The following is a 14906-nucleotide window of genomic DNA, read 5'->3' as shown; positions in this document are numbered from 1 at the left end:
AAGCAAATGCACACCCCTTCGACCCTGCAAAGCTACATCGCCGGCCGCTGGCACGGCCAGGAAGCCCACCAGCCGCTGCACAGCGCCCTGGACAACCAGCTGGTCTTCCACACCCACGCGGAAAAGATCGACTTCGACGAGGCGCTCACCTATGCCCGCAAGAGCGGCGTTCCCGAACTGATGCGGCTGGACTTCCAGACGCGCGCCCAGCGCCTGAAGGCCCTGGCGCTGTACCTCATGGAGCGCAAGGAAGAGCTGTACGAAGTCTCGCACCTGACCGGCGCCACCCGCCCGGACAGCTGGGTCGACGTCGAAGGCGGCATCGGCACCCTGTTCGCCTATGCCAGCATGGGCTCGCGCGAGCTGCCGTCGTCGAACGTGCTGCATGAAGGCCCGGCCATGGCGCTGGGCAAGCGCGGCGGCTTCGCCGGCACCCACATCCTGGTGCCGCGCGGCGGCGTGGCGGTGCACATCAACGCCTTCAACTTCCCGATCTGGGGCATGCTGGAGAAATTCGCGCCCAGCTTCCTGGCCGCCATGCCCTGCATCGTCAAGCCGGCCACCGCCACCAGCTACCTGACCCACGCCACCGTGAAGATGATGATGGAATCGGGCCTTGTGCCGGAAGGCAGCCTGCAACTGGTGATCGGCAGCACCGGTGACCTGCTGGACCGCCTGGGCGGCTTCGACGCCGTCACCTTCACCGGCTCGGCCGACACCGCCGCCAAGCTGCGCGCCAACCCGAACCTGATCCGCGAAGCCGTGCCCTTCACGGCCGAAGCCGACTCGCTCAACTGCGCGATCCTGGCGCCGGACGTGAGCCCGGACGACGAGGAATTCGACCTGTTCGTGAAGGAAGTCGCGCGCGAGATGACCGGCAAGGCCGGCCAGAAGTGCACGGCGATCCGCCGCATCATCGTGCCCGAGCAGCATGTCGACGCCGTGGGCGAGCGCCTGCGGGCGCGCCTGGCCAAAATCGTGGTCGGCAATCCGAAGGTCGAGGGCGTGCGCATGGGCGCGCTGGCCTCGATGGACCAGCACCGCGACGTCAGCGAGCGGGTCGAGATGCTCGCGCGCGGCAACGAGGTCCTGTTCAGCGCCCGCGACGGCTTCAAGCCGGTGGGTGAAGGCTGCGGCAATGGCGCCTTCTTCTCGCCGACCCTGATCCTGTGCCGCAACGGCATGGACAACGACGCGGTGCACGACGTCGAAGCCTTCGGCCCGGTCAGCACCATGATGAGCTACCGCGACATCGACGAGGCCCTGGCGCTGGCGGCGCGCGGCAAGGGCAGCCTGGTGACGACCCTGGTGACGAAGGACCCGGCGGTCGCGGCGCATGCGGTGCCGGTGGCGGCCGCCTCGCACGGCCGCGTGCACATCCTCGACCGTGTCGCGGCCGTCGATTCGACCGGCCACGGCTCGCCGCTGCCGCAACTGAAGCACGGCGGTCCAGGGCGCGCCGGCGGCGGCGAAGAGCTGGGCGGCATCCGCGCAGTCAAGCACTTCCTGCAGCGCGCCGCGGTGCAGGGTTCGCCGACCATGCTGACCGCGGTGACGGGCGAGTACGTGCGCGGCGCCGAGGTCAAGGAGACGGAGGTCCACCCGTTCCGCCGCTGCTTCGAAGACCTGGAAATCGGTCATTCGCTGCTGACCCACCGCCGCACCGTGAGCGAGGCGGACATCGTCAACTTCGGCGGCGTCTCGGGCGACTACTTCTACATGCACTTCGACGAGATCGCGGCCAGGGACACGCAATTCGGCAAGCGCATCGCCCACGGCTACTTCGTGCTGTCGGCGGCGGCCGGCCTGTTCGTCTCGCCGGCCCCGGGCCCGGTGCTGGCCAACTACGGCCTGGACAACCTGCGCTTCGTGGCCCCGGTGGCGATCGGCGACACCATCCGCGCGCGCCTCACCTGCAAGCGCAAGGTGGACCGCAACCGCACGGACGAACAGGGTCGCGGGCAGGGCGTGGTGGCGTGGGATGTGCAGGTGACCAACCAGCATGACGAGCTGGTGGCGAGTTATGACATTCTGACGCTGGTGCAGAAGCGCGGGTAGTAGCACCGTCGTCCCCGCCTGCGCGGGGACGACATGCCAGCTATTCAGACGACGGGCTAACTATTCAGGTAAGCCAGGCGCCTGTCGGCATGCCCCTCATCCGGTTCGAACAGCACCAGTTCCTTCATCACCCGCGTCAAACCCACATACAGATGCCGCACCTCATTGGCGGCATCCCTGGTCCGCACGAACTCGTCCTGCGCCAGGAAGGGCACCAGAACATAAGGCCACTCGCGCCCCTTGGCCGCCTGGATGGTGGTGACCCGCACCAGGCTGCGCCGCGTGCCGATGCTGTTGGCATTCTTCGACCTGCGCACCAGCGCGACGTCGTTTTCCATGTGCGTCAGGGTGGCCAGGAACTCGGCCGCCGGCACCTGGCCGTGGCTCGATGCAAAGCGCAGGAAGGCGTCGATCGAGCGCCGTGCCGAGGCCACGCGGTCGCGGCTGACGAAGGCGCGGCTGGTGGCGTCGTGCAGGTCGACCTCCTTGCGCAGCATGGTCAGCAGTTCGTAGGCGGTCGCGGAGCCGGCCAGCGAGGCCATGCGCGCGATCACCGGCCGGATCAGGTTCTTGGACTGGCGCGCCTGCGGGCTGTCGAACTCGGTCTCGCGCAGCAGGGCGCCGTCGAAGAAGCTCTTCAGCACCTCCGGTGTGCGCCGTACTTCCTGCTGCGCATACGCCAGCACCGACTGGCGCTCGCCCCACTGCAGGTTCCAGTGCTTCGGGTCGCGCGTGAGATAGAAGTAGCGCGACAGCGCCAGCACCATCTGCACGCAGGTCTCGGCATGGCCGCGCAGGGCGCTGTAGTCGTTGCCCACGTAGTGCAGGATCCCGCGCAGCAGCAGGATCTCCGGCAGCAGCAGGAAGGTCTCGAAGCCGTCGCACTTGTACGGGATCTTCGCTTCCATCAGCGCGGTCTCGATCTCGATGCTCTGGTCGACGTCGCGCAGCACCACGGCGAAGTCGCGGTTGCTCGGCTTGGGCCGGCCCTTCGCCAGCGCGGTGCGGATGGTGTCGGCCACCAGGCGCGCGCAGTCGCCCGGCTGCGACGGATCGTAGGCGACGCGGCGCACCAGGGTGTCGCGGTCGGGGCGGCCTTCGCAGCCGTTGTGGGTCAGGCCGTCCGCCAGCACGGCGGCATCCTGGCCGAAGCGGTAGGACATCCCCAGCGGGAAGCGTTTGCCGTCGGCGCGGTAGGTGTCCGCGAAACGCTGGCCGGAAAAGACCGGATCGGCGCCGCGGTCGCGGTTGATGGTCTGGTCCTTGTCGCCGGCCACCACCAGGCGCGCGCCGCGCCGCAGCCGCGCCAGCAGTTCGAACTCGGCCGCGTTCACGTCGTGCCATTCGTCGACCAGGTAGAGCGACCAGCGGCGCAGGTCCTGGGCCAGCGCGGGCTGGCGCTGCAGCAGGTAGACCAGGTCGGTCACCGCATCGTTCGGGCCCTGCCAGCGGAATTCCTCGGGGTAGGGATGGCGCGCCGCCTCGTATTCGCGGATGATGTCCGCGACCGGATCGGGCTGGCCGGCCAGGTCGCCGTCGCCGCTTTCGTCATAGTCCGCGGCATCGTCGTCCAGGGCGTCGTCGTCGTGGGAGGCATTGTCCTTCGGCGCGAAGGCCCCGGTCGCCAGCGCGGCCTTCAGCTGGGCCAGGCGGCGCGCGATGTCGTCCAGGTGCTGGTTGTTCTCGTCGAGGCCGAAATTGAAGTCGCTGCGGATGCCGCGTTCCTGGTAGCGCTGCCAGACGCGGTCGGCGGCAGCGACTAGTTCGCCGCGGATGCCCTCGACGTCCTGGTGGATGACAGGCCGGGTAATGCGGCCCTTCTCGGCCAGGTCCTCGATCAGCTGGCGCGCGAAGTCCTCGACCGTCATCACGAAGGTGGCGCTGTCCTCCGATACTTCTTCCTTCAGCTTTTCATGGAAGCGCAGGCGCGCGCCGCGCGAAAAGCACAGGGCCAGGATGGCGCGCCCGGACAGCCCGTCGGCGCAGGCCTGGCGCGCCTCCATCGCCAGCGTGGTGGTCTTGCCGGCGCCGGCCACGGCGTCGATCAGCTTGACCTTGTTGGGAGATTGGAGGATGGCGGCTTGCTGGCTGTTTGCTTGCGTGGACATGCGTGGTGCTTTCGGCTTTTTGGCTACTATACACTGTCATCTGTCCAAAACTTCACCGAGGAGCGCCCATGAGGCTAGACCTGAGCAGTATCCCCGTGCTGACCGGCACCGGTTATCCCGAAGCCTTTGCCGAAGCCGTCAACGGGCGCAGCCGGCAGGCGCTGGGCGACGCCGGCGGCATCACCCAGTTCGGCGTCAACCTGGTGGAGCTGCAGCCGGGCGCCGCCTCCTCGCAGCGCCACTGGCACTCGCACGAGGACGAGTTCGTGATGGTCGTGTCCGGCGAAGCCACGCTCATCACCGACGAGGGCGAGACCCTGATGCGCGCCGGCGACTGCGCGGCCTTCCCGGCCGGCCGGCCGAACGGCCACCAGCTGGTCAACCGCGGCTGGGGCACCGCGCTGTTCCTGGTGGTCGGCTCGCGCAAGGAGGAAGACAAGGCCAGCTATCCGGACATCGACCTGCTGTACGACGGCCGGACCGACAGCTATACGAAGCGCGACGGCACGCCTTATCCGAAGCGGGCAGGGCAGGCGCATTCGGGCGCACACGGCGACGGCGCCGAACCGGTGCCGCCGCTGCCGATCGAAACCGAGACCCTGGCGCCGCGCGTCTACCGCGCCGACCACGGCGAGCAGGACGGCGCCGGCCGCGGCCCGGTCAGTCCGGGCGAAGCGCGATAGCGAACAGCGTTCAGCTATTCCGACGTTCCACCCGCAGCATGCCGTCCGCTTCCACGACGGCGCGCAGGTCTTCGTAGTCGAGCACGGCGGTGACGTCGGTTTCCAGCGGATGCGAGTGGGTGGTGGTCACGACGATGCTCGCCATGCCGGCCGCCTGCGCGGACTGCAGCCCGGCCAGCGTGTCCTCGAACACCAGGCAGTCGCCGGGCGCCACGCCTAGTTTGCGTGCGCCCAGCAGGAAGGGATCGGGCGCCGGCTTGCCGCGTTCGACGTCCTCGGCGGCCACCAGCACGTCCGGGATCGGCAGGCCGGCGGCGGCGATGCGCGCCTCGGCCAGCTTGCGCGGCGCCGAGGTGACGATGGCCCAGCGCGCGCGCGGCAGGCTGGCCAGGAAGGCGGCCGATCCCTCGATGGCTTCGATGCCGGCCACGTCCTCGATCTCGGCGCGCGTGATGAATGCCGCCTCGGCGGCCGGGTCGACGCCCGGCAGTTCGAGCGCGCGGATGGTTTCCTCGGTGCGCTTGCCGTGGATGGTGGGCAGGAAGGCCGCGACGTCCAGGCCGTGGCCGTTGGCCCACTGGCCCCAGACCCGCTCGGCGGCCTTGATCGAGGTGAGGATGGTGCCGTCCATGTCGAACAGGAAGGCGGAAAATGGCCGGTCGGGCAGCTGGGTCTGGGAAGTGTGGGTCACTGATCTGCTTTCTTGATGGGCTTAGTCGAGCCGCCCCGAATGCACCTTGCGTTCGTAGCGGTCATGCACGTGCTGGCTGATGAAGCTGGACAGGCCGCGGCCGGCCTGCGCCAGTTCCTGCATCCGGGCGATGTTGGCGGCGCCGGCGCTGTCCTCGGTATACAGGTAGCGCTCGCCGTTCCTGAACTGGACGATGATCTGGCCGGCGTCGATGTCGTAGGCGACCACGCCCGATTCGCCGCCCAGGTTTTTATAGCGGTGCATTGGTTACCTCGATAAGGCTAACTTTCAATCTTGCCACAATGACTGTCTTGACATTGGTGAAAATCGTGTATTGTAAATTTTACACCGAAGGCAGAGAAATTAGCAGCGAAATTTGATAAGCTATCGTAGAGTTCAATGACCGGAGATATGTGTGACTAAGAAGACTTGTTTTGTTGTAATGGCAATCGGTGATCAGCCAGGAGAAAATGGAGTAATTACTTCTGCAGATCTGAAAAATAAATATGATGATTTGCTTAAAGAGGCAATCCTGAAAGCACGACCAGGCCTTGAAGTTGTTCGAGCTGATGATGTCGCGCTGCCGGGAACCATGACTACAGATATCATCACAAGAATCATGCATTCCGATTATGTGGTTGCAGACGTTACTTTCCCCAATCCTAATGTGTTTTATGAGTTGGGCTTACGTCATGCCTGTCGCACTGGAACTATAATTGTTCGAGAAAAATCGGGTCCTCGAGTTCCATTTGATATCGCTCACCTTCGTTATATTGAATATGAAAACTCAACTGCTGGTTTAAAAGCACTTGCAACACAACTGGCTTACTTTTTTGATCATTTTGATCGAGAGCCTGGCCGGCCAGACAATCATTTTCAAGAGATTGCAAAATTAACCGCATATCCATTCCCGAATTACCAAAAGGAGGAAGCCCCTCCTCCCGAGATACAAGCAATCATGGGATTAATGGAAGCTCCTGAGCTTTTAGATCTAATAATAAGGCAGCAAAAAGGAGAGGAGATCGATCAGATAGAGCTCATCCGTCTCGTCTTAACTAATCCAAAGGTGGCTCAGCCGTTTCTGCAGGCTATGGCAAATACGGGGGAATTAGATTTTTCTAAACTGAATGCCTCGCCAAAACAAATAGGGGAAAAGTGAAATTAATATGCGTTAAAATTCTATTAAATGGGGTTATTTATAAATCTCATCCGCATGCTTGATGGGGAGCTGTCGAGTAGAAAAAGAACCTACTCGACGCTCCCAATCACGTTAATTACCTAACTGCCCGCGCACGCGCGCAATCGCCTGGCGCACCTGCTTCGGCGCCGTTCCGCCGACGTGGTCGCGCGCCGCCACGGAACCTTCCAGCGTCAGCACGGCAAACACGTCCTGTTCGATCAGCGGCGAGAACGCCTGCAGGCGCTCGAGCGCCATCTCGGACAGGTCGCAGCCGGCGTCGTCGCAGGCGCGCACCGCATGCGCCACGGCTTCGTGGGCGTCGCGGAAGGGCAGGCCCTTCTTGACCAGGTAGTCGGCCAGGTCGGTCGCCGTCGCATAGCCCTGCAGGGCGGCGGCGCGCATGTTCTCGGCCTTGACCGTGATGCCGGCCGCCATGTCGGTGAAGATGCGCAGGGTGTCGAGCACGGTATCGACGGTGTCGAACAGCGGCTCCTTGTCTTCCTGGTTGTCCTTGTTGTAGGCCAGCGGCTGGCCCTTCATCAGGGTCAGCAGGCCCATCAGGTGGCCGTAGACGCGGCCGGTCTTGCCGCGCGCCAATTCCGGCACGTCCGGGTTCTTCTTCTGGGGCATGATCGAGGAGCCGGTGCAGAAGCGGTCGGCGATGTCGATGAAGCCGACACGCGGGCTCATCCAGGTCACCAGCTCTTCCGACATGCGCGAGATGTGCATCATCAAAATCGATGCGGCTGCCGTGAACTCGATTGCGAAATCGCGATCAGACACAGCATCGAGCGAGTTGTGGCACACGTCCTCGAAGCCCAGGGTCTTGGCCACGCGCAGGCGGTCGATCGGGAAGGTGGTGCCCGCCAGGGCGGCGGCGCCCAGCGGCAGGCGGTTCACGCGGCGGCGCGTATCCTGCATGCGCTCGGCATCGCGGCCGAACATCTCGACATAGGCCAGCAGGTGGTGGCCGAAGGTCACCGGCTGCGCCACCTGCAGGTGGGTAAAGCCCGGCATGATGGTATCCGCATTCTGTTCCGCCAGGTCGGTCAGGGCGCTGCGCAAGCCCTTCAGCAGGACGAGGATGTCGTCGATGGCGGCGCGCATGTACAGGCGAATGTCGGTCGCCACCTGGTCATTGCGCGAGCGCCCGGTGTGCAAACGCTTGCCGGCGTCGCCCACCAGTTCGGTCAGGCGCTTTTCGATGTTCAGGTGCACGTCCTCCAGATCGAGCAGCCACTCGAACTGGCCGGCTTCGATCTCGCTGCGGATCTGGGCCATGCCGCGCTCGATCTCGGCGCGGTCGTCGGCGCTGATGATGCCTTGCGCGGCCAGCATTTCGGCGTGGGCGAGCGAGCCCTGGATGTCGAACAGCGCCAGGCGCTTGTCGAAGAAGACGGAGGCGGTGTAGCGCTTGACGAGATCGGAAACGGGTTCGGAGAAGCGGGCCGACCAGGCTTCGGCTTTTTTGGACAGTTGTGCGGTCATGATGGAGGAAGTGAGGGAGATCCTTGGATCCCTGATTATAAACTGTGCACCGGATACGCCCGCTGATGACTTCAGGAAAGAAATACGGGATGATGTGCCTGTTAATAATAATGATGAGGAGACAGGCATGAAGCGTATGACATTGGCCCTGGTGGCGATTGCGGTGGCCGTGGGCGGCATCTGCAGCGCCAGGGCGCAGACCACGGCCGCGCCGGCAACGCCGGCGGCGCCCGCCGCACCGGCTGCGGGAGCGGCGCCGGCAGTCCCGGCGGTATCCAGCTACCAGGTCCGCGGCACCGACGTGGAGACCGTCGATGGCATCGTCGCCGCCCTGTACGACGTGATTTCCGGCCCGGCCGGCAAGCCGCGCGACTGGGACCGCATGCGTTCGCTGTTCGCGCCCGAAGGCCGGCTGATGGCGGTCGGCGCCCGTCCCGACGGCAGCTTCGGCCTGCGCGCCATGAGCGTCGAGGATTACATCACGCGCAACAGCAAGGCCTTCGCGACCATGGGCTTTTTCGAGCGCGAGGCGGCGCGCACGGCCGAGACCTTCGGCCAGGTGGCGCACGTGTTCAGCACCTACGAATCGCGCCACGCGGCCGACGATGCCAAGCCTTTCCAGCGCGGCATCAACAGCATCCAGCTCTACAACGACGGCAAGCGCTGGTGGATCGTGAACGTATTGTGGCGTGGCGAGGACGCACACCTGGCTTTGCCCGAGCGCTACCTGAAGAGTCATTAAAAAGCAGGCAGCGCACGATTGACGTAATCGACCCTGGCGCCGCGAACGGCGCTAGAATTGGTTTTTTTACCAGATTTGACGAGTCGCGCCGCCCATGATTCCGACCACCAACGATTCCAGTTTCCAGGTCAGCACCGATCGTACGCGCCTGGATGTGCCGATGATCTACCGCTACCTCAGCGAAAATTCGACCTGGGCGGTGGGCATCTCGCGCAGCGTGGTCGAGAGCTCGATCGAGAACTCGCTGTGCTTCGGCGGCTACCTCGATGGGCGCCAGGTCGCCTTCGCGCGCGTGGTCACCGACTACGCCACCTTCGCCAACCTGTGCGACGTCTTCGTCATTCCCGAGTACCGCGGCCGCGGCTATGCCAAGCAGTTGCTCCGCTTCGTCATGGAGCACCCTAGCCTGCAGGGCTTGCGCCGCTTTACCCTGAATACCACCGACTCGCACAGCCTGTACGCCCGCTTCGGATTCACGGCGCCGCAGCATCCCGAGACCATCATGGAGCGTTACTCCCCGAACATTTACCTCACCTGACTCGGCTCAACACGGCGACAGTCCTCTACAATCAGGCTTGGAGCGTTACGCACGCTTGGGATTGTTCCATCGGTCACGGTAGGGAAGGGAGTCCATGTTCCGTATTGCATTGCGTGTCGTCCTCGGCTTGCTGGCGTTCGCCAGCGTCCAGTTTGCCTCGGCTGCCGACGCAAACGCCGCCGCCTCCAATGCGCCGCCCAAGGGTTCGCTGGTCATCATCGGCGGCAACCTGCGTCCGGGTAACGCCCCGGTCTGGGAACGCATCCTGCAATTGGCCGGCGGCAAAGATGCGCGCATTGCCGTGTTCGCTTCTGCGGCGGGCTATCCCGAAAAATCCGGCAAGTTCCTGGTCGACCGCCTCAACGCCTATGGCGCCAAGGCCTTTTTCGTGCCGGTGGCCGTCAAGCTGGCCGGCAGCGATTACCACGCCGCGGCCGACGATCCCAAGCTCGCCGAGCTGGTGCGCACTGCCGGCGGCGCCTTCTTCGCCGGCGGCGACCAGAGCCGCATCACGAGCGCGCTGCGCCACGAGGACGGCAGCAATACCCGCGTGCTCGACGCCCTCTGGGACATGTACCGGCGCGGCGGCGTGATCGCCGGCACCAGCGCCGGCGCCGCCATCATGAGCAGCACCATGTTCGGCCGCCCGCGCGCGGTGCTCGCCACGCTCAAGCTCGGCGTGGAGGAGGGCAAGGAAATCACCGACGGTCTCGGTTTCGTCGGCGACGACGTCTTCGTCGACCAGCACCTGCTGGTGCGCGGCCGCTTCGCACGCATGCTGCCGGCCATGCTGGCCAAGGGCTACAAGCTGGGGCTGGGCATCGACGAGGACACCGCCATGGTGGTGCTGCCCAACCGCGACGTCGAAGTGATCGGCTACAAGGGCGCGCTGGTGCTCGACCTGGCCAAGGCCAGCGTGCGCGAGGGCGCCTTCAATATCAGCAATGTGCGCGTCAGCTACCTCGACAACGGCGACCGCTTCAATATCGCCACCCACGAGTTCACGCCGTCGGAGGAAAAGGCCGACGGCAAGCTCGATCCCTCGCGGCCGTACTACCGCGAGCCGCTGTTCACGGCCGACATCCTCGGCAACTCCACGGTCGTCGACCTGATGAGCAAGCTGATCGACAGCGACCAGCCGGAAGCCATCGGCATCACCCTCGGCAGCCCGAACGGCGTGCAGCCCGACCTCGGCTTCGAGTTCCGTTTCACCCGCGCCGCCGACAGCGTCGGCTACGAGTCGCCGTCGACCGATGCCTATTCGATCTACAACCTGCGCCTCGATATCCGTCCGATCCTGATCCGGCGGCCGATCTACCAGTACCAGCAGCCCTGACGCGCATCAGCTGCCGCCAATGCCGTGTAGAACGAGGTCCGCACAAAAGTGCGCCGCCATCGCATGCTCCAGTCCTCGGCGCCAATAGAGGAAGCCGAAAGGAATGCCCCCGAGGACATTCAGCAGCATGGTCCGGGCGACGACCACGAAGCTGAGCGGCCAGACGCCGGCCGCGGCCGGCAGGTGCCCGAGTCCGAACACGACCGCGGCGCCCACGATGCCGGTCCGGATCATCCACCCGGCCGGCGTCGCTTCCTTGCGCGCCGAGAGCTTTCGAAGAAGCCAGACGAGCAGGCTCATCAGGAAGAGCCGGCACAGCAGCTCTTCCGTGATCCCGCCATAAAACGATGCAAGCAGGCGCTTCCAGAGTTCGGGATACCCGTGCGCCGGCAGGGGCGCTGGCGGCATGAAGGGCTCAAAGACCCGGTCCAGCACCATGATCGCCAGTCCAGTCACGCCGCCGGCGATGCAGGCGGCCGCCAGCGTACGCAGCGGCGCTGCGATTGGCGCCCGATAAACGAAAGCACGCGCGAGCGGAGAATCGAGCCCGTTGCCCTGGCCGAGCCGTAGTCCGATCCAGCTCAACAGCAGAAGCAGCACGAATCCCTGGATGAGCTGGAGGGCGAAGAACACAGGCAAGGGCACCGGTATGCGCGCGAGCAGCGAGGGATGCAGTGCGAACGCATAAGGCAGCACGCCGGGAATCGCGAGCGCGCCGGCGAGCGCCCAGAACAGGGACAGGCGACCATGCTGGAGGGCGTGCGGGAACGGTTCGAAAGCAAGGCTGTGCGTTCTCATGCAATTCGACCTTTATCTAATTAGATGGATGTCTAAATAATACGGAGGGGGCATTGGCAAGTCAACGTATTAATTGCCAACTTCTTGCAAGGATTAAAATACAGCGATCCCATCTCGCGAAGATCTCATATGCCTGTCACTCCGATTCGACTGCTTGCCGCCGCACTGCTCCTGTCTGCCGGTGCCGCCCAGGCCCAGCAGCCCGCCACTGTCCGCCTCGACTACACTCACAGCGGCAACGCCCTCTCCGAGCAATACGCGATCGAGCGCGTGCTGATCGAGCCGCTGCCCTGGCCGGGCGACATGAGCCAGCCCTTCGACAACACCAACCGCGGCAACAACCGCCTGGAAGTGGCGGATGCGAAGACCGGCGACCTGCTGTACTCGCGCGATTTCTCGACCGTGTTCGGCGAGTGGAAGACGACCGAGGAAGCGAACAAGCTCAGCCGTGGCTTCCACGAGTCGGTGCGCTTCCCCCAGCCGGACCGGCCGGTGCGGGTGCGCATCCTGAAGCGCGACGAGCGCAACGCGTTCTCGGTGGCGTGGAGCGTCGAGGTCGACACGAAGGCCCAGGACGTCGTGCGCAGCCAGCCGCCGGCGCCGGCAAGGCCGATGCCGATCAAGGTGAGCGGGCCCTCGCCGCAGAAGGTCGACCTGCTGATCCTGGGGGACGGCTACACGCAACAGGACATGAAGAAGTTCGAGCAGGATGCACGGCGCCTGAGCAAACACCTGTTCGAGGTCTCGCCGTTCAAGGAGCGGGGGAACGATTTCAACGTCTGGGCGATGGCGGTGCCGACCCAGGAATCGGGCATCACCCGGCCCTCGACCGGCGTGCACCATGCCTCGGCACTGGGGACGCGCTACGACATCTTCGGCAGCGAGCGCTACGTGCTGACCCTGGATAACCGCGCCCTGCGCGACATCGCCCAGTACGCGCCCTACGAGTTCATCGAGATCCTGGTCAACAACGACACCTACGGCGGCGGCGGGATCTTCGGCCAGTTCAGCACGGCGGCGGCCGGCAACGACTGGGCCAACTACCTGTTCGTGCACGAGTTCGGCCACCATTTCGCCGGCCTGGCCGACGAGTACTACACCTCGCCGGTTGCTTACCAGTCGAGCGGGGCGCGGATGGAGCCGTGGGAGCCGAACGTGACCGCGCTGCGCGATCCGGCCAGGCTGAAATGGAAGCAGCACGTGCATGCGGGCACGCCGCTGCCGACGCCGTGGCCGAAGGCCGAGTACGAGGAATACTCGCGCGCTTACCAGAAACGGCGTGCGGCGCTGCGCGCGGCAAACCGTCCGGAGTCGGAGATGAGCGCGCTGTTCCGGGAAGACCTGGCGCACACGGAGGCGCTGTTCGCGAAGGCGCAGTACCGCAAGGCAATCGGCGCCTTCGAGGGCGCGAACTACGAGGCCAGCGGCTACTACCGCCCGGCCATGCAGTGCATCATGTTCGACCGCAGCGAGCAGTTCTGTCCCGTGTGCCAGGACGGGATCAGCGAGATCATCGATTTGTACGCGCGTCCATTGAAATAAAAAGGTCCAGACGGCAACGCACCGCAGGGTGCGCTGCCGAACAGATGACGGGCGGCCCCGCTCCTATTCTCGGTGCATACCTATCGCAACGGGAATCATCATGAACAAACTCCTCACCATCCTCATCGGCGGCCTGCTGGCCGCTTCGGCCCAGGCCCAGACCCAGACCACCGAACCCAAAGCCAAACCCCAGCCGCGCGAGCAGGCCGGCAGCACCGCCACCACGGCCCCGATCGGGCAGGCGGTGTCGGGACATAACTCGACTGCCGCCGGCGTCTCGGGCACCGGCCTGCATACCGACGGCACGGCCACCACCGGCAGCGCACACGGCGCCACCGGCAAGCAGGCGGCCGGCATCAACGATGCCGGCCAGGTCACCAGCAAGAGCACCGCCGTGGTCGGCGTCGATCCGCAGAAGGCGGACAGCGTGAACGCCCAGGCCACCAACACTACCGCACCGAACAGCACGGCGACGGACGCGAAGGCGACCGGCGGGCGCGGCAAGGCCGGCACCAAGGCCGAGCAGGAAGTCCGCAAGGCGAATACGCACCGGGTCAAGACGCCGCCGGGCTCGCGCCTGAAGACCGAGCATTCGGCCGAGGCGGGGCGCGAGAAGTACCAGGAGGCCAAGGAAAAATCGGACCGCAAGGCCGTCAATCGCGCGGCCGGCGGCGATACCGAAAACCGTTGAAAAGTTTTGTCACAACTTTAACAAGGGCTTCCTCAGGCTATGTGCGTTGTCGAACAGAGTCAATACAGCCTGAGGCCTATTCTGGCAACTCATTAATAAAAAGTCATGGCGCCCAGCGCCTCCCCACCATAGACGGAATAGGAGAACCACCATGAATAAACTGCTCGCCACCCTGATCGCCGGCCTGTTCGCCACCTCGGTATATGCCCAGACCCAGGCCCACAGCACCAGCTCGACCGGCGCCCCGGCATCGACCGCCACCACCCAGGCCCCGGCCGCCAACACCGGCATGACCCCGGCAGCCGGCACCACCGTGGTCGGTACCGACCAGACCAGCGGCGCCTCGGGCACCGCGGGCACCGCCGCCGCTTCGACCGGCGACGCCAAGGCCGACAAGGAGATCGCCAAGGCGAACGAGAAGGAATCGAAGGAAATCGCCAAGCAGGACGAGAAGATCTCGAAAGCCACCAACAAGGCCACCGAGAAGAAAGCCAAGGCTCAGCACAAGGCCAACAAGAAGATCGCCGACGCCAACGACAAAGTGACGAAGGCCGATCCGGAAGACAAGGCCAAGGCATCCGCCAAGGCCGAGAAGAAGATCGCCGAAGCCAACGCCGATGCGCACGAGACCATGATCAAGGCCGACGAGAAGGCCCAGAAGAAGATCGTGGACGCCAACGCCGACAAGGCCAAGGCACAGAACAAGGCTGCCGAGAAGACCGCCAAGGCCGTGGCCGAGGCACACAAGGACGCCGCCAAGTAATCCTGCATTCTGCCGCCAGATTCCGCCCGGACGCCCGTCCGGGCGGCGCGACACCCAGGCCGGCGCATCACGTCGGCCTTCCCCTCCTTCACCAAAATTTCACATTTTCCTATGTGCAAGTCGGCCGCTTTGCGCGCATGCGCGAACGGGATACGCCACGCCCTTGATCTATGACATTGATTTAAATCAGATTTTGCTCCGATGTTGTTTTTTGTAACATTACCAAACCGTAATGTTGCGCTTATTGCGAGCCCATCAGTTGTCTCGTAGACTGGATTTTTAACATTT

Annotated in this window: 14 protein-coding genes; 9 read left to right on the top strand and 5 right to left on the bottom strand. The window is 64.7% G+C overall.

Features of this window, described 5'->3' with window-relative positions:
• Nucleotides 1-6 precede the first annotated feature (6 nt).
• Nucleotides 7-2058: a phenylacetic acid degradation bifunctional protein PaaZ gene (gene paaZ, locus AM586_RS12090; RefSeq protein WP_047821559.1), complete on the top strand. Its 2052-nt coding sequence runs from the start codon at nucleotides 7-9 to the stop codon at nucleotides 2056-2058.
• 56 nt (nucleotides 2059-2114) lie between these two features.
• On the opposite strand, the gene AM586_RS12085 is transcribed toward paaZ, so the two are convergent.
• Nucleotides 2115-4166: a UvrD-helicase domain-containing protein gene (locus AM586_RS12085; RefSeq protein ID WP_047821561.1), complete on the bottom strand. Its 2052-nt coding sequence runs from the start codon at nucleotides 4164-4166 to the stop codon at nucleotides 2115-2117.
• Between the two features lie 68 nt (nucleotides 4167-4234).
• On the opposite strand from AM586_RS12085, the gene AM586_RS12080 reads away from it, so the two are divergent.
• Nucleotides 4235-4849, top strand: coding sequence for a cupin domain-containing protein (locus AM586_RS12080; RefSeq protein ID WP_082439774.1), 615 nt, complete (start codon nucleotides 4235-4237; stop codon nucleotides 4847-4849).
• Between the two features lie 10 nt (nucleotides 4850-4859).
• Here the strand turns inward: AM586_RS12080 and AM586_RS12075 are convergent, their stop codons facing one another.
• Both AM586_RS12075 and AM586_RS12070 read right to left on the bottom strand, forming a co-directional pair.
• Complete coding sequence (locus AM586_RS12075) at nucleotides 4860-5540, bottom strand: HAD-IA family hydrolase (protein WP_229411021.1); 681 nt, start codon at nucleotides 5538-5540, stop codon at nucleotides 4860-4862.
• Between the two features lie 21 nt (nucleotides 5541-5561).
• Nucleotides 5562-5804 (bottom strand): hypothetical protein, encoded by a 243-nt coding sequence (locus tag AM586_RS12070; protein ID WP_047821563.1) that lies wholly within the window; start codon nucleotides 5802-5804, stop codon nucleotides 5562-5564.
• A 151-nt stretch (nucleotides 5805-5955) separates the two neighbouring features.
• Here AM586_RS12070 and AM586_RS12065 point away from each other — a divergent pair, with 151 nt between their 5' ends.
• Nucleotides 5956-6699, top strand: a complete 744-nt coding sequence (locus AM586_RS12065; protein ID WP_204116203.1) for a hypothetical protein — start codon at nucleotides 5956-5958, stop codon at nucleotides 6697-6699.
• 111 nt (nucleotides 6700-6810) lie between these two features.
• Here the strand turns inward: AM586_RS12065 and argH are convergent, their stop codons facing one another.
• Nucleotides 6811-8208 carry an argininosuccinate lyase gene (gene argH, locus AM586_RS12060; RefSeq protein WP_047821566.1) on the bottom strand — a complete coding sequence of 466 codons (1398 nt, stop codon included), beginning with the start codon at nucleotides 8206-8208 and terminating at the stop codon, nucleotides 6811-6813.
• A 127-nt stretch (nucleotides 8209-8335) separates the two neighbouring features.
• Here argH and AM586_RS12050 point away from each other — a divergent pair, with 127 nt between their 5' ends.
• The 3 genes from AM586_RS12050 to AM586_RS12040 all read left to right on the top strand — a co-directional run bounded on the left by AM586_RS12050 (nucleotide 8336) and on the right by AM586_RS12040 (nucleotide 10824).
• Nucleotides 8336-8950 carry a hypothetical protein gene (locus AM586_RS12050; protein WP_229411022.1) on the top strand — a complete coding sequence of 205 codons (615 nt, stop codon included), beginning with the start codon at nucleotides 8336-8338 and terminating at the stop codon, nucleotides 8948-8950.
• Nucleotides 8951-9044: 94 nt separating this feature from the next.
• Nucleotides 9045-9488: a GNAT family N-acetyltransferase gene (locus AM586_RS12045; RefSeq protein WP_047821568.1), complete on the top strand. Its 444-nt coding sequence runs from the start codon at nucleotides 9045-9047 to the stop codon at nucleotides 9486-9488.
• Nucleotides 9489-9582: 94 nt separating this feature from the next.
• Nucleotides 9583-10824, top strand: a complete 1242-nt coding sequence (locus AM586_RS12040) for a cyanophycinase (protein WP_047821569.1) — start codon at nucleotides 9583-9585, stop codon at nucleotides 10822-10824.
• 6 nt (nucleotides 10825-10830) lie between these two features.
• Here AM586_RS12040 and AM586_RS12035 read toward each other — a convergent pair whose 3' ends face one another.
• Nucleotides 10831-11622 (bottom strand): CPBP family intramembrane glutamic endopeptidase, encoded by a 792-nt coding sequence (locus AM586_RS12035; RefSeq protein ID WP_047821571.1) that lies wholly within the window; start codon nucleotides 11620-11622, stop codon nucleotides 10831-10833.
• Between the two features lie 129 nt (nucleotides 11623-11751).
• Here AM586_RS12035 and AM586_RS12030 point away from each other — a divergent pair, with 129 nt between their 5' ends.
• The 3 genes from AM586_RS12030 (at nucleotide 11752) to AM586_RS12020 (ending at nucleotide 14618) form a co-directional block, all read left to right on the top strand.
• On the top strand, nucleotides 11752-13164 hold the full coding sequence (locus tag AM586_RS12030; protein WP_047821573.1) for an IgA Peptidase M64: 1413 nt from the start codon (nucleotides 11752-11754) through the stop codon (nucleotides 13162-13164).
• 100 nt (nucleotides 13165-13264) lie between these two features.
• A complete protein-coding gene (locus AM586_RS12025) occupies nucleotides 13265-13855 on the top strand; it encodes a hypothetical protein (protein WP_047821576.1) in 591 nt (196 codons plus the stop codon).
• A 151-nt stretch (nucleotides 13856-14006) separates the two neighbouring features.
• On the top strand, nucleotides 14007-14618 hold the full coding sequence (locus AM586_RS12020) for a hypothetical protein (protein WP_047821578.1): 612 nt from the start codon (nucleotides 14007-14009) through the stop codon (nucleotides 14616-14618).
• Nucleotides 14619-14906: the final 288 nt, after the last annotated feature.

The organism is Massilia sp. WG5, from assembly GCF_001412595.2.
Lineage (GTDB): Bacteria > Pseudomonadota > Gammaproteobacteria > Burkholderiales > Burkholderiaceae_D > Telluria.
Note: the sequence above shows the minus strand (reverse complement) of the source record. Positions and strands in the feature narration are given on the sequence as shown.